This window comes from Enterobacter cloacae complex sp. IR5422, assembly GCF_049238165.1.
Lineage (GTDB): Bacteria > Pseudomonadota > Gammaproteobacteria > Enterobacterales > Enterobacteriaceae > Enterobacter > Enterobacter roggenkampii.
Genome location: NZ_JBMKHT010000007.1, coordinates 55,368 through 71,023 on the forward strand (window position 1 = coordinate 55,368; position 15,656 = coordinate 71,023).

A 15,656-nucleotide genomic window follows, 5' to 3' on the forward strand; every position below is an offset into this window, starting at 1 on the left:
AAACGGTGAATAAAAAAAGCCGTATTGCACTTTGTGTCCGCGCAGTTCTCTGCGGCACCTTGCCTCTGATGATGTTTGACTCCGCCTCCGTACTCGCAAGGGAAGTGACGTTTGATACGGGGGTAATGAAAACGCTGGGGTTATCGAGCGACTTGAACCATTATTTCGCTGAAGCACCGCGTTTTCTGCCCGGAACCCATTCCGTGAACGTTAAAGTGAATGGTGAAGATCGCGGAATGGCCGCCGTCCGTTTCAATAAGGACGGCGTGCTGTGTTTTGATAACGATCTGCTTGATTTCGCAGGCCTCATGCCAGTCCCCCTGAAGGCAGGCGAGGCGTGCCACAACATCCGCGACGACTACCCGAAAGCGGTAATCAACGCGTTGCCAAACCAGGAAGCCGTTGAGTTGTATCTGCCGCCTGAAGCGGTAAACAGCCTGTCGTCGGATATCCGAAACTTCCAGCACGGCGGTGCCGCCGGGATGCTCAACTATTCGCTTTTCAGCACCCGTAACGAATATGGCGGTAGCGACAAAACCCGCTATTCGCAGGCCAATCTGGAAGCGGGTTTTAACGCATTTGACTGGTCGCTTCGCAGTAATTACATCCTGACGGATGACAATGGCAAGAAAAATGCCGACAGCATTTACACCTACGCAGAGCATGTTTTTGTCCCGCAGAAGTTAACCATGCAGGTCGGTGAAATTAATGCCATGTCTAATGTGCTGAGCGGCATACCCATTACCGGTATCCAGCTTATGCCGACTAGCGGGCTGACAAAAGACGGCAGCGGCGTCAGCGTGTCAGGCATTGCCCGTTCCTCCCAGGCTCGCGTGGAGATTCGCCAGAACAATCAGCTGATCTTCAGTACGCTCGTGCCCGCGGGACCATTTACGCTGGATGACGTGCCGGTTGCGCGTAACAACGTCGATTTAGACGTTTCCGTCGTAGAGTCGGACGGCTCCACGAATCACTTTATTGTTCCTGCTGCCGCAGTGAAGCAGCGAAATCTTTCTCGCCCGCAGGGGCTTACCGTGTCTGCCGGTCAGGTACGCAGCATCGATAGCGACTACAGCGATCCGCTGGTGATGAACGTTTCCGACGGCTGGCGCATTTTCCCGTGGATGAACCTTCTGGCCTCCGGTACTGCCGCTCAAGATTACCAGGCAGCTGGCGGTCGTACCGATTTTCTTATCAGCGATCTTTGGTCTGTTTCCACGACGGTTGCGGCAAGCAAAGAGTCTTTTGGTGACAGCAACAGTGGACTTAAAACCGAGCTAGGAAGCGATCTTACGCTTTCCTCCCATGTATCGCTTTCCACCAGCGCGACGCACTACAGCGGCGGCTACCGTGAGATGGCAGAAGCGATGGACGATGACTATCAGGGGTACGATAACGCCTACTCCGGCAGCATACGTTTCTCATCCGGTCTGGCAGGCGTTTTCTCAGCAGGCTTCAACTATAACCAGAGCAGCGGGAACTCTGAGGATTCCCGCTATCTGCTTCTGTCGTGGGGTAAGACATTTAAATATGCCAGCGTTACCGCCAACTGGCAAAGCGCTGTGGGCAACGTCGATGACGACCAGGATGATGAAATGCTGTACATCAACGTCAGCATTCCGCTGAGTCCGGGGCAGTCTGTCAGCACTTACATGCGCAAACAGGGCGACAATACCACTTACGGTGTAGCCAACAGCGGTTCGCTGGGCGAAAACACACACTACTATATCGCCGCCGATCGTGACCAGTCGTCCAGCGATAATAGCTTCAACGGTAACCTTAACACCAATCTGCATTACACCCAGCTGAGCGTGGGTGGTGGCAGCAACGGTGATCACCAGCGTAACTATAACGCCACCCTGGCGGGCGGCATCGCTATGCACAAAAATGGCGTGACGTTCTCGCCGTATGCGATTCGCGATACCTTTGCGATTGCCAGACTGAGCGAGAAGAAAAGCGGGGTAGAAATCGCTACGCCACAGGGTACGGTCTGGACCGATGCCTGGGGACAGGCGGTTGTACCTTCGCTAAACGAGTGGCGCAATTCGCGTATAGAAGTGGATGCCAACAAGCTGCCGCAGAATATGACGCTGGCAAACGGCACCCGATATATCGCCGCAGGTCACGCTTCAGTCAGCGAGCTTGATTTCAAGGTGCTGAACAGCCGACGTGTGATGCTGCGTATGAAGCAAACCGATGGTCGGCCGCTGAGAAAAGGGCTGGCAATCGTGGATGAGAAGGACAACTACATTGTGACGGTCGTTGATGATGGTCATGTCTTTATCAACGATGCGGATCAGTTACCGGCGCTGTACGCCATGGACGCCAACAACAATCGTTTGTGCAAACTCGATTTCGCTCTTCCTGAGAAACGCAATGAAGACGCCTTCTATGAAGAAGTAAACGGAGTATGCCGATGAATTATCAACAAACAGTAGGATTAACAGCGCTGGGGATACTTTTCTTCGTGGCGACTGCAAATGCGGAAGATTGCCAAATATCGCTTTCGCAGCCGGTGGTGGATTACCATGAAATGCGTCGAGATAATATCGATAAAACCCAGCAGAACTGGCACAAAATGGCGGACCGTACCCTCAACGTTAATGTTTACTGCCCGCAGCCGCAGCAAATGGCGGTGTTGTTACAGGGGACGGCAGGCGATAAAGGGCGCTTCACATTCGGCCAGTCTGGCGGGATGGCGGTTAAAATCGATGATATGACCATCGACGGTAAAAATTACACCGTCGGCAAAACGGTCGATCAGCTCGGTTTTACTCCGCAAAGCGGCACGCCTTCGCCGTTTTATGTGCGTAATAATGAAGCGGTTATTGCGGTTGATAATAATCAGGTGCCTTCAGGCCAGCAGATGAATTTCCGTGTCACGCTATCACCTGTGCTGGATGACAATGCGTTTAGCCGCATCACCGATCAAACCGTACTGGAAAGTGACTTAACCTGGACTCTGCTGACGAGGTAGCATTTCGGAGAGTAAAAAATAGCTCTTCATTATTTCTATCGCCAATGAAATGCCTGTTTTTTTCTTGCAGCTGACTCAAGCAATGATAGGCTGGCAACCTTCATGCTAAAATATCTGAAATTTTTTTGATTACGCTGTAGGTAACAAAGGGAATAAACCGGAAGGTTTATTCCCTTTTTTCTTACACTTCCAGGTAGTTCAGTATCCCGTCAGCCGCTTTGCGCCCTTCGGCAATCGCCGTCACCACCAGGTCGGAACCGCGAACGATATCGCCACCGGCGAAGATTTTTGGGTTGCTGGTCTGGAAGGCATTATCGCTGCCTTCTGGCGCAATAATACGGCCCTGCGAGTCCAGCTCAACGCTGTGCTTCGCCAGCCATTCCATGCTGTGAGGGCGGAAACCGAACGCCATCACCACGGCGTCGGCCGGGATCACGTGTTCAGAATCGGCCACGATCTCGGCGCGACGACGGCCTTTTGCATCCGGTGCGCCCATCTCAGTGCGCGCCATCTTCACGCCGCTCACTTTACCGTTGGCATTCACTTCAATACCCAGAGGCTGGATGTTGAACTGGAATTCCACGCCCTCTTCACGTGCGTTTTTCACTTCACGCTTAGAGCCCGGCATGTTCTCTTCGTCACGACGGTAAGCACAGATCACGTGTGCCGCATTCTGACGAATGGAGGTTCGCACGCAGTCCATCGCGGTATCACCGCCGCCCAGCACCACCACGCGTTTGCCTTCCATGCTGACGAACGGCTCATCGGCGGTTTCACCATAACCCATAATCTGCTTGGTGTTGGCAATCAGGAACGGCAGCGCGTCATAAACGCCCGGCGCGTCTTCGTTTTCCAGACCACCGCGCATGGACTGATAGGTACCCACGCCCAGGAACACGGCGTCGTAATCCTTCAGCAGATCGTCGAGCTGTACGTCGCGGCCCACTTCTGTGTTCAGTTTGAACTCAATGCCCATGCCGGCGAAGATTTCACGGCGACGGGTCATGACCTCTTTTTCCAGCTTGAAGGCCGGGATACCGAAGGTCAGCAGACCGCCGATCTCCGGATGACGGTCAAAGACCACCGCCTTCACGCCGTTGCGGGTCAGCACGTCCGCGCAGGCCAGGCCCGCCGGGCCCGCGCCGATGATCGCCACGCGCTTGTCGGTTTGCTTCACGCCGGTCATGTCCGGACGCCAGCCCATCTCAAACGCTTTATCGTTGATATAGCGCTCGATGTTGCCGATGGTCACCGCGCCAAACTCGTCGTTCAGCGTACAGGAACCTTCGCACAGACGATCCTGAGGACACACGCGGCCGCACACTTCCGGCAGGGTGTTGGTCTGGTGAGACAGCTCGGCGGCTTCAAAAATACGCCCTTCGTTGGCCAGCTTCAGCCAGTTCGGGATGTAGTTGTGTACCGGACATTTCCATTCGCAGTAAGGGTTACCGCAGGACAGGCAGCGGTCTGCCTGTGCTTTGGCCTGGCCTTCTGAAAACGGCTCGTAGATTTCAACAAATTCAATTTTGCGGATCTTCAGCGGTTTCTTTGGCGGATCAACACGCTGCAGGTCGATAAACTGGTATACGTTCTGGCTCATCTGAATTCCTTACTGCGCCTGCACGCGCAGCTCTGCTGCGCTACGACTACGGTGACCCAACAGGGCTTTAACATCGCTGGACTTCGGCTTAACCAGCGCGAATTTCGCAGAGAACGCCGGCCAGTTAGCCAGGATCTCTTCGCCGCGCGAAGAACCGGTATGCTGCACGTGTTCGGTAATCAAACCGCGCAGGTGTTCTTCGTGAATGGCCAGCGTATCAACGTCCAGCACTTCTACCAGTTCAGGGTTCACGCGTTTACGGAACTCACCGTCTTCATCCAGGACGTAGGCAAAACCGCCCGTCATGCCTGCGCCGAAGTTCACGCCGGTTTTACCCAGAACGCAAACAATCCCGCCCGTCATGTATTCACAACCGTTATCGCCAATGCCTTCCACCACGGTGATAGCACCGGAGTTACGCACCGCAAAACGCTCGCCCGCACGACCCGCGGCAAACAGACGACCGCCGGTTGCGCCGTACAGACAGGTGTTACCGATAATGCTGGCTTCATGGCTGCGGAAGGCTGAGCCGACCGGAGGACGTACCGCCAGAAGACCGCCCGCCATGCCTTTGCCGACGTAGTCGTTGGCATCGCCGGTCAGGTACAGCTCAACGCCGCCTGCGTTCCACACGCCGAAGCTCTGACCCGCAGTACCGCTGAAGTGCGCGGTAATCGGATCGGCCGCCAGCCCCTGGTCACCGTGCGTCTGCGCGATGTAGCCGGAGAGGGAGGCACCCACGGAACGGTCGGTGTTGCGGATATCAAACCAGAACGTTTTGCTCTGCTTGTCGTCCACATACGGTTTCGCCTGCTGCAGCAGCTGCGCGTTCAGCACGCCGTTGTCGAACGGCGGGTTGTTCTCGGTGCAGTAGACCGCTTTGCCAGGATGCGGCTGCGCGGTTTCCAGCAGCTTGCTCAGCTCGAGCTTCTGCTGCTTGGCCGTGAAACCTTCCAGCTCTTTCAGCAGGTCGGTACGGCCAATCAGGTCTACCAGGCGCTTCACGCCCAGCTGCGCCATCAGCTCGCGGGTTTCACGGGCGATGAACTCAAAGTAGTTGGTCACTTTGAACGGCAGGCCGTGATAGTGATTCTTACGCAGCTTCTCATCCTGGGTTGCAACACCGGTTGCGCAGTTGTTCAGGTGGCAAATACGCAGGTATTTACAGCCGAGCGCAACCATTGGGCCGGTACCGAAGCCAAAGCTTTCCGCACCCAGAATCGCCGCCTTGATGATGTCGAGGCCGGTTTTCAGGCCACCGTCCACCTGCAGACGGATCTTGTGACGCAGACCGTTAGCCACCAGCGCCTGCTGGGTTTCCACCAGGCCAAGTTCCCACGGGCAGCCCGCATATTTCACGGAGGAGAGCGGGCTTGCGCCGGTACCACCGTCATAACCGGCGATGGTGATAAGGTCCGCATAGGCCTTCGCCACGCCGGTGGCAATGGTGCCGACGCCCGGTTCGGAAACCAGCTTCACGGAGATCATCGCTTTCGGGTTGACCTGCTTCAGGTCGAAAATCAGCTGCGCCAGGTCCTCGATAGAGTAGATATCGTGGTGCGGCGGCGGGGAGATCAGCGTCACGCCCGGTACCGAGTAGCGCAGTTTGGCGATGTACGGGGTAACTTTATCACCCGGCAGCTGACCGCCTTCGCCCGGTTTCGCACCCTGAGCGACTTTAATCTGAATCACGTCGGCGTTGACCAGGTACGCTGGCGTCACGCCAAAGCGGCCGGATGCCACCTGCTTGATACGGGACACCTTGTTGGTGCCGTAACGGGCAGGATCTTCACCGCCTTCGCCGGAGTTAGAGTTGCCACCGATGCTGTTCATGGCTTCCGCCAGCGCCTCGTGGGCTTCCGGGCTCAGCGCGCCGATGGACATCGCCGCGGTATCGAAGCGTTTGAACAGTTCGGATGCCGGTTCGACTTCGTCAATGCTGACCGCTTCATCACCCGGATTCAGGGCAATGAGGTCGCGCAGCGTCGCCGCCGGACGGTTGTTCACCAGCTCAGCGTACTGCTGATAATCACGGTATTCGCCGCTCTGAACCGCCTGCTGCAGCGTGCGCACCACGTCAGGGTTGTAGGCATGATACTCGCCGCCGTGAACGTATTTCAGCAGACCGCCCTGATCCAGCGGCTTACGTGCCAGCCAGGCGCGCTTGGACAGGTTCACCAGATCCTGCTGGAAGTCAGCAAAACCGGCGCCGCCGATGCGGCTGACCACGCCCTGGAAGCAAAGGTTGGCGACCTCATCGTGCAGGCCAACCGCTTCAAACAGCTTCGAGCAGCGGTAGGAGGCAATGGTCGAGATGCCCATTTTGGACATGATCTTGTACAGACCTTTGTTGATGCCGTTACGGTAGTTCAGCATCACCGCGCGGTAATCTTTGTCGATCGCGCGGGTATCCACCAGACGGGCCAGCGTTTCATAGGCCAGGTACGGGTAGATCGCCGTCGCGCCAAAGCCTAACAGCACGGCAAAGTGGTGCGGGTCGCGCGCGCTGGCGGTTTCAACAATGATGTTGGCGTCGCAGCGCAGGCTCTTATCCACCAGACGCGTCTGGATAGCGCCCACCGCCATTGGTGCAGGCACCGGCAGACGGTTTTTCGCGATGTTGCGGTCGGACAATACCAGCAGCACGGTACCGTTACGCACCATCTGTTCGGCTTTGTCGCACAGCGCATTCACCGTCTCTTCGAGGCTCGCGTCGTTCACGTCGAAGGTAATATCGAGCGTGTCGGCGCGATAGTGCTCCTCTTTCATGGTGGTGAGCTGTTTGAAATCGGAGTACAGCAGGATCGGCGATTTAAAGGTCAGACGGTGCGCCTGGCCTTCGGCCTCGCAGAAGACGTTCATCTCGCGACCGATGCTGGTGGCCAGCGACATCACGTGGGCTTCACGCAGCGGATCGATTGGCGGGTTGGTGACCTGCGCAAACTGCTGGCGGAAGTAGTCGTAAATGATGCGCGGCTGGCTGGAGAGCACGGCAAACGGGGTATCGTCACCCATCGAGCCGACCGCTTCCTGGCCGTTCTCACCGAGCACGCGGATGACGGAGTCCAGCTCTTCCGCGCTGTAGTTAAACTGCTTCTGGTAGCTGGCGAGGGTGTCATCGTCCAGCTCGCGGCTGCCCACTTCTTCATCCGACAGATCTTCAAACGGCACCAGACGACGCACGTTTTTCTCCATCCACTCTTTGTACGGATGGCGGCTCTTCAGATCGTTGTCGGTTTCGGCGGAGTGCAGGATGCGTCCACTGCGGGTGTCGATCACCATCAGCTCGCCCGGACCGACGCGGCCTTTCTCGACCACTTCGTCAGGCTGGTAATCCCAGATGCCGACTTCAGAGGCGCAGGTGATGAGCTTATCTTTGGTGATGACGTAGCGCGCCGGACGCAGGCCGTTACGGTCCAGGTTACACGCAGCGAAACGACCGTCGGACATGACGATGCCCGCCGGGCCGTCCCACGGCTCCATGTGCATGGAGTTAAAGTCGAAGAACGCGCGCAGCTCAGGGTCCATATCCGGGTTGTTCTGCCAGGCCGGCGGCACGAGCAGACGCATGGCGCGCACGATATCCATCCCGCCCGCCAGCAGCAGTTCCAGCATGTTATCCATCGAGCTGGAGTCCGAGCCGGTTTCGTTCACGAACGGCGCGGCATCATGCAGGTCAGGGATCAATGGCGTCTGGAACTTGTAGGTACGGGCGCGGGCCCACTGGCGGTTACCGGTAATAGTGTTGATCTCACCGTTGTGTGCCAGGTAGCGGAACGGCTGCGCCAGCGGCCAGCGTGGAACGGTGTTGGTGGAGAAGCGCTGGTGGAACAGGCAAATGGCCGATTCCAGACGCAGGTCCGCCAGGTCCAGGTAGAAGCGCGGCAGGTCAGCCGGCATACACAGACCTTTATAGATGTTCACCAGGTTAGAGAGGCTACAGACGTAGAACTCTTTATCGTCCTGGAGACGTTTTTCAATGCGACGGCGGGCGATAAACAGGCGGCGTTCCATATCACGCGGACGCCAGCCCGCAGGCGCGTTGACGAAAATCTGTTCAATACGAGGCAGCGAGGAGAGGGCGATTTCACCGAGCACCCCTTCGTTGGTTGGCACATCGCGCCAGCCGACAATCGACAGGGTTTCACGCTGAAGTTCTTCTTCGACGATGCGGCGTGAGGCGGCAGCTTTTTCAGGATCCTGGTTCAGGAACAGCATGCCGACAGCGTAGTTTTTGGCTAAACGCCAGCCGCGCTCTTCCGCCACGATGCGGAAGAAACGATCCGGTTTTTGCAGCAGCAGGCCGCAACCGTCGCCGGTTTTACCATCGGCAAGGATGGCGCCACGGTGCTGCATACGGGCCAGTGCGTGAATAGCGGTACGCACCACCTTGTGGCTAGGTTCGCCTTCTATGTGGGCGATCAGGCCGAAACCACAGTTATCCTTCTCAAGGGATTTATCGTACAACATATCAGTGAACCTCCCCAGGCTCGTCGGGCTTCCCACTGAACTTTACCGTGGCGCACAGGCACAGAAAGAGCATGGCGACGGGGTTTGCGTTTCATACGCGGACCTCGCATTCGCCCTCTTTTTCATCCTTTCGCGCAGGTAAACAAGTTTGAGGACTTGCTTCAGAGGGAATCTCAATTACTGCATAAATATGATGAGCAGGCCGCTCATCCAGAAAGCTTCCAGCGGATTTCCAACTTATCGGGAATTGGTACACAGGTCAAATGGCAATCTTATTTATACAAAAATGTGCTATAGAGAGTTTATGTGCTTGTATTTTAAGGTTATTTAACTAATTTTACATTAAATGAACGCCCTGAAAGAGCGCAGCGGAGTGTGATCTGACTCACTATATGAAAGCGGTATTATCCATGTAGCGTGCTGAATAGCGGTTTTATAGCAGAACAATAATCTGGCATTGGCCGCAAAACCGCATAAACACACTGTTTTTCAGTGATGGCGCTATAAATGAAAAAAACAATCAGAACATAAGGAAAAGTAATCACATGCGGCGTGAATGAAATTGCAGTAATCCTGAGTATTTATTCATATAGATAAAGGCCGTCCAGGGCGATTGATCCAGGTCATCGCCGACAGAGGCTAAAAATGGCAGGCTTGTCCCCTTTCTCCGGGACGGTCTATCAGATTATGCAGTTACAGAAATTAGTCAATATGTTTGGTGGGGATCTTTTGCAGCGCTACGGGCAAAAGGTTCATAAGCTGACGCTGCACGGCGGGTTTAGCTGCCCGAATCGCGACGGCACCATCGGGCGCGGGGGCTGCACCTTCTGTAACGTTGCGTCGTTTGCCGATGAAGCGCAGCAACATAACTCTATCGCTGAACAGCTTGCTCATCAGGCCAGCCTGGTGAACCGTGCGAAGCAGTATCTGGCCTATTTTCAGGCTTACACAAGCACGTGGGCGGAGGTGCAGGTATTGCGATCGATGTATCAGCAGGCCGTCAGCCAGGCCAACATCGTTGGGCTGTGCGTGGGAACCCGCCCGGACTGCGTACCGGACGCGGTGCTGGATCTGCTCAGCGAGTACAAAGAACAAGGCTACGAGATCTGGCTGGAGCTGGGCTTGCAAACCGCACATGACAAAACGCTGCACCGTATCAACCGTGGCCATGATTTCGCCTGCTACCAGCGCACCACGCGGCTGGCACGCGAGCGCGGGCTGAAGGTCTGTTCACATCTGATTGTCGGTCTGCCCGGTGAAGGTCAACAGCATGGCCTTGAAACGCTGGAAAAAGTCGTTGAAACCGGCGTGGACGGCATCAAGCTTCATCCGCTGCATATCGTGAAGGGCAGCATTATGGCGAAAGCCTGGGAGGCCGGGCGGTTAAGCGGTATCGAGCTTGAGGACTATACGGTGACGGCGGGGGAGATGATTCGCCACACGCCAGCGGAGATTGTCTACCACCGCATCTCGGCCAGCGCCCGCCGTCCAACGCTTCTGGCACCGCTGTGGTGTGAGAACCGCTGGACGGGGATGGTGGAAATTGACCGCTACCTGCAGGAGAACGGCGTACAGGGTTCGGCGCTGGGCCGACCGTGGGTTCCGCGTCTAGCGGCGACGGCCGCCTAACAAACTCCCCAGCATGCCGCGCACGATCTGATTGGTGACCTGTCGCGCGGCGCTTTTCGCCATGGTCTGCACTACGCCGTCGCGTTTGCCGCCGCGCGGCCCGGTGCTGCCGAACAGGATGTCTTTGAGTCCACCAAGAATGCCGTCATCCACGGCGACAGACTGCCCTTTAGCGGCAGGCGCATCCTGCGATTCCGTTGTCGCCTGGACTCCTTTTTGCAGCATCTCGAAAGCAGATTCGCGATCCACCTCGTCTTCGTACTTCCCGTAAACCGGTGAGTGGTTAATCAGTCCGTTGCGTTCATCGTCGGTCACCGGCCCCATGCGCGAGCAAGGCGCAATGACCATGGCGCGTTCCACTACGGACGGGCTGCCCTTCGCATCCAGGAACGAGATTAGCGCTTCACCGGTGCCCAGCGCCTGAATGGCGGCTTCGGTATCAAAGGCCGGATTGGCGCGCATGGTTTGCGCGGCGGCTTTTACCGCTTTTTGATCTTTCGGCGTGAAGGCGCGCAGGGCGTGCTGTACGCGGTTACCGAGTTGTCCCAGTACGTTATCGGGGATATCCGACGGGTTTTGCGAGACAAACCAAACGCCGACGCCTTTGGAACGGATCAGGCGGATAACCTGTTCGATCTTATCCAGCAATACCTGAGGTGCATCGTTAAACAGCAGATGCGCTTCGTCAAAGAAGAACACCAGCTTCGGCTTCTCAAGGTCGCCCGCCTCTGGCAGCTGTTCGTAAAGTTCAGAGAGCATCCACAGCAGGCTGGCGGCGTAGAGTTTCGGCATCTGGTAGAGCTTCTCTGAGCTCAGGATGTTAATAATGCCTTTGCCACTGCTGTCGGTGCGCATCCAGTCTTTGATATCCAGCATGGGTTCACCAAAGAAATGTTCAGCGCCCTGTTGCTCAAGCGTCAGTAGCCCGCGCTGAATAGCGCCCACCGAGGCGCTGCTGATGTTGCCGTACTGGTTCTGAAAGGATTTGGCGTTATCGCCGATGTACTGCGTAATGGCGCGCAGATCTTTGAAATCAAGCAGCAGTAGCCCCTGGTCATCGGCAATGCGGAAGATAATATTCAGCACGCCGGACTGCACGTCGTTGAGGTTAAGCAAACGGGCCAGCAGCAAGGGACCGAGATCGGAGACGGTGGCGCGCACCGGGTGGCCTTTTTCACCGAAGATGTCCCACACCACCACCGGGTTACCGTGGGGCGTCCAGTCCGTGATGCCAATATTCTTCAGCCGTTCGAGCAGTTTTTCAGAGGCCGTCCCTTCCTGAGCCACACCGGTTAAATCGCCTTTTACGTCAGCCATAAAGACCGGTACGCCAATCTCTGAAAGCGACTCCGCCAGCTTTTGCAGGGTGACGGTTTTCCCCGTCCCAGTCGCGCCGGTGATCAGACCGTGGCGGTTCGCCATCGCGGGCAGTAAATAGAGCTCTTTTTCCAGCGTCCGGGCAATTAACAATGGTGTACTCATGATGCGCTTCCTCTCGTAGTCCTGGGTGGAGTATAGGCAACCTGACGGTAAAACGGCTGAGTAAATTGCTGACTTTGCGGCGCATTATCCAGCGCGGACTATGCTTTTGCATACGGTTCACAAAATAGTGGGAAACTATGTCCAGATTCTTCTTTAACGATCGCAAACAGCTGGTCAACGAGGCCATTGAAGGCATACTGCTCTCTGCGCCACATGCCAATCTCGTCAAGCTTGATATCGATCCGGCCATCAGGATCGTCGCGCGCGGCGACTGGGATAAAAGCCGCGTGGCGGTAATTTCCGGCGGCGGCTCAGGCCATGAACCCGCACACGCCGGGTTTGTTGGGAAAGGGATGCTGACGGCGGCTGTATGCGGCGATCTGTTTGCCTCGCCGAGCGTGGATGCGGTACTGAATGCCATCGTCGCGGTCACGGGCGATCGCGGCTGTCTGCTGATCGTCAAAAACTACACCGGCGACCGCCTGAACTTCGGTCTGGCGGCCGAAAAGGCCAAGCGCTACGGCCTGAAGGTGGAGATGGTGATTGTGGCGGACGATATCGCGCTGCCGGATAATAAGCAGCCGCGCGGTATTGCCGGTACGGCACTGGTGCACAAGATTGCGGGCTATGCGGCGGAGCAGGGGAAATCGCTGAGCGAGGTACGGGATATTGCGCAACAGGCCTGCGATAACCTCTGGAGCCTGGGCGTAGCGATGCAAACCTGCAACCTGCCGGGCAGCGACGATGAAGAGGGGCGCATTAAACAAGGCCATGTCGAGCTGGGCCTGGGCATTCACGGCGAGCCCGGGGCTTCCGTGGTGGATACGCAAAACAGCAAAGCCATTATCGACACTCTGGTGACGCCGTTAAGCGCGCAGGCGGGTAAGGGGCGTTTTGCGGTGCTGATTAACAATCTTGGCGGCGTATCGGCGCTGGAGATGGCGCTGCTGACCAAAGAGCTGGCGCATTCTGCGCTGAAAGAGAGTATCGCGTACCTGATTGGCCCTGCGCCGCTGGTCAGCGCGCTGGATATGAAAGGCTTTTCTCTGACGCTGCTGAAGCTCAACGATTTCTTCGAAAAGGCGATTCACGCCGACGTCGAGACGCTGGGCTGGCAGAAGCCCGTCGCGTTTGCGCCACTGCGCACCGTGGCGCATAGCGCCATTCATGACCGTGTGGAGTACACTCCGTCTGACAATCCACAGGTGCGTGCGTTTGTCTCCTCCGTGACGACAACGCTGCTCCAGCTCGAAAACCGCCTGAACGCGCTGGATGCTAAAGTGGGGGATGGCGATACCGGCTCTACCTTTGCGCAAGGGGCGCGGGATATTGCGCAGCGCCTGGAGGAGAACGCGCTCCCGCTTAATGACGTGCCTAAGCTGCTGTTACTGGTTGGCGAGCGGCTGGCTACGGTAATGGGCGGGTCGAGCGGCGTGCTGATGTCGATCTTCTTTACCGCGGCCGGGCAAAAGCTTCACGATGGTCAGACGCTCCCGGAGGCCTTGCTCAGTGGACTTGCGCAGATGAAGCAGTACGGCGGGGCAGATCTCGGCGATCGCACGCTGATCGATGCGCTGCAACCGGCGCTGGAGGCGTTACAGAAAGGCAATATTCAGGCGGCAGCGCAGGCCGCGCAGCAGGGCGCAGAAGCAACGTCGAAGATGGCGAAAGCCGGCGCGGGACGCTCGTCGTATGTCAATAAAGATAACCTGGATGGGGTGATGGATCCGGGAGCGGTCGCGGTAGCGGAAGTATTTAACGTATTGGCGCAGCAGTGAAAGTAGGCCGGGTAAGGCGAAGCCGCCACCCGGCAAACTCACATCAGAAATCTGCTTTCAGCACCACGCGGTAGCGGGCTTTGCCGTCGCGCACGTGCTGGATCGCTTCGTTGATTTTTGACATCGGATACAGTTCGGTGGTCGGCGCCACTTTGGTGCGTCCGGCGAATTTCATTAGTTTGCGCAGCTCGTAAGGCGTACCGGTTGCAGAACCGGAGATGCTGCGATCCCCGCCGATCAGGGTAAACGCCGGAACCGGCAGCGGCTTCATTACCGCACCCACGGTGTGGAAGTTACCGCCGTAGGCCAGCGCTTCAAAGTACGGCTGCCAGTCGAGATCCACGTTAACGGTGTTGATGATCAGGTCAAACTGGCCCGCCAGCGCGTTCAGCGCCTGCGGATCGCGGCTGTTCACCACTTTATCCGCCCCCATCGCCAGCACTTCTTTCTCTTTCGCCGGGTTCGAGCTGAACGCCGTGACTTCACAGCCCATCGCGTGCAGCAGCTTAATGGCAATATGCCCCAGTCCGCCGATACCGATGACGCCGACGCGACTGGTGGCGGTGATATGGTGCATCAGCAGCGGTTTGAAGACGGTGATGCCGCCACACAGCAGCGGACCGGCGGATTCGATATCAATGCTGTCCGGTAGCGGGATGACCCATTGCCAGTCGGCGCGCAGTTTATCGGCAAAACCACCTTTGTTGAGAATGGTGGGAACGGCGCCTTCGAGGCAGTTGATTTGATTGCCGCTGATACAGGCATCGCAGTGACCGCAGCTGCGTGCCGTCCAGCCAATGCCCACGCGCTGGCCCACTTTGAGCCCTTTGTCCTGCGCGGCGCTACCGAGCGCCACGACGCGGCCAATAACTTCGTGCCCGGCAACCAGCGGATAGCTGGAGAAGCCCCATTCGTTGTCGATCATCGAGAGATCCGAGTGGCAGATCCCGCAGTAATCAACCTGTACTTCGACGTCTTCTGCTTTTAGTTCGCCCGCATCGTACTCGTACAGCTCAAGTTCTGCACCCGCCTGCGGTGCGGCGTAGCTTTTTATCTTCGACATCGTGTTTCCCCCGTTGTGGTGTGAACTGAGAGTGTAGAGCATTCAGTTTACAGCCGCTTAACAGAAGAGGGCAGGAACGAAAGTTACAGACTTTTCAGCATTCTGACTTCGCAATCAACGTGGCCGGTACAGCCCAGCGGCGCATCGATATGCTCAAAGCCCAAATGTTCATACAGGCCGATGGCCTCTTTGAGGAAGGCGGTCGTTTCAAGGTAGCAGCGGGTAAAACCCTGCTTGCGCGCGTGGTCCAGCGCCATCAGCGCCAGCTTTTTTGCCAGTCCTTGTCCGCGTGCCGTTGGCAGGAAATACATTTTCTGCAGTTCGCAGATATCCGGCTCGCTGCAGCTGAGGGGCGCCACGCCGCCGCCGCCCACGACCTGACCGTTCTGCTCGATGACCCAGTAGGCATGACCAGGCTGGCTGTAGAGCTGGAAAAGCGCGTCCAGATTCGGGTCGGCAACCGTGTAGCCCTTGTCAGCCGTCAGTCCATATTCGGCAGAAACGGTGCGAATAACGGCGGCGATAGCCGGGTTATCCTGCTCAGCGATCCGGCGCATCGTCGTCGCGACGGGGGTAATCACGCTCATAGCATTACTCATTACAAAAATTGACACATAACTGCTGTTAATAGCACCGCAGAAAGGGGAGTGCAAGCGA

At 56.9% G+C, this 15,656-nt stretch carries 9 protein-coding genes; 4 read left to right on the plus strand and 5 right to left on the minus strand.

The features are described 5' to 3' along the window. Positions 1-68: 68 nt before the first annotated feature. Both ACOTXT_RS05500 and ACOTXT_RS05505 read left to right on the plus strand, forming a co-directional pair. Positions 69-2,420 carry a fimbrial biogenesis usher protein gene (locus ACOTXT_RS05500; protein ID WP_241427012.1) on the plus strand — a complete coding sequence of 784 codons (2,352 nt, stop codon included), beginning with the start codon at positions 69-71 and terminating at the stop codon, positions 2,418-2,420. After that, complete coding sequence (locus tag ACOTXT_RS05505) at positions 2,417-2,977, plus strand: outer membrane protein (protein WP_023294675.1); 561 nt, start codon at positions 2,417-2,419, stop codon at positions 2,975-2,977. Before ACOTXT_RS05500 ends, ACOTXT_RS05505 begins: the two co-directional genes overlap by 4 nt. Positions 2,978-3,158: 181 nt before the next feature. Here ACOTXT_RS05505 and gltD read toward each other — a convergent pair whose 3' ends face one another. Together gltD and gltB are read right to left on the minus strand one after the other, a co-directional pair. After that, on the minus strand, positions 3,159-4,577 hold the full coding sequence (gltD, locus tag ACOTXT_RS05510) for a glutamate synthase subunit GltD (RefSeq protein ID WP_055321271.1): 1,419 nt from the start codon (positions 4,575-4,577) through the stop codon (positions 3,159-3,161). Positions 4,578-4,586: 9 nt separating this feature from the next. Further along, the gene (gltB, locus tag ACOTXT_RS05515) at positions 4,587-9,047 is read right to left on the minus strand and encodes a glutamate synthase large subunit (protein WP_023326177.1); all 4,461 of its coding nucleotides are present in this window, start codon (positions 9,045-9,047) and stop codon (positions 4,587-4,589) included. Positions 9,048-9,734: 687 nt separating this feature from the next. Here gltB and ACOTXT_RS05520 point away from each other — a divergent pair. Beyond that, positions 9,735-10,676, plus strand: coding sequence for a TIGR01212 family radical SAM protein (locus tag ACOTXT_RS05520; protein WP_100245852.1), 942 nt, complete (start codon positions 9,735-9,737; stop codon positions 10,674-10,676). Here the strand turns inward: ACOTXT_RS05520 and ACOTXT_RS05525 are convergent. Beyond that, positions 10,656-12,158, minus strand: a complete 1,503-nt coding sequence (locus ACOTXT_RS05525) for a helicase HerA-like C-terminal domain-containing protein (RefSeq protein ID WP_008502820.1) — start codon at positions 12,156-12,158, stop codon at positions 10,656-10,658. The genes ACOTXT_RS05520 and ACOTXT_RS05525 overlap by 21 nt on opposite strands. Positions 12,159-12,295: 137 nt before the next feature. On the opposite strand from ACOTXT_RS05525, the gene ACOTXT_RS05530 reads away from it, so the two are divergent. Next, positions 12,296-13,936, plus strand: a complete 1,641-nt coding sequence (locus ACOTXT_RS05530) for a dihydroxyacetone kinase subunit DhaK (protein WP_333164458.1) — start codon at positions 12,296-12,298, stop codon at positions 13,934-13,936. 43 nt (positions 13,937-13,979) lie between these two features. On the opposite strand, the gene ahr is transcribed toward ACOTXT_RS05530, so the two are convergent. Together ahr and ACOTXT_RS05540 are read right to left on the minus strand one after the other, a co-directional pair. Then, entirely contained in the window at positions 13,980-14,999 is a 1,020-nt protein-coding gene (gene ahr / locus ACOTXT_RS05535) for an NADPH-dependent aldehyde reductase Ahr (protein WP_021242270.1), read from the minus strand. An 83-nt stretch (positions 15,000-15,082) separates the two neighbouring features. After that, the gene (locus ACOTXT_RS05540; RefSeq protein ID WP_008502817.1) at positions 15,083-15,586 is read right to left on the minus strand and encodes a GNAT family N-acetyltransferase; all 504 of its coding nucleotides are present in this window, start codon (positions 15,584-15,586) and stop codon (positions 15,083-15,085) included. Between the last annotated feature and the right edge of the window lie 70 nt (positions 15,587-15,656).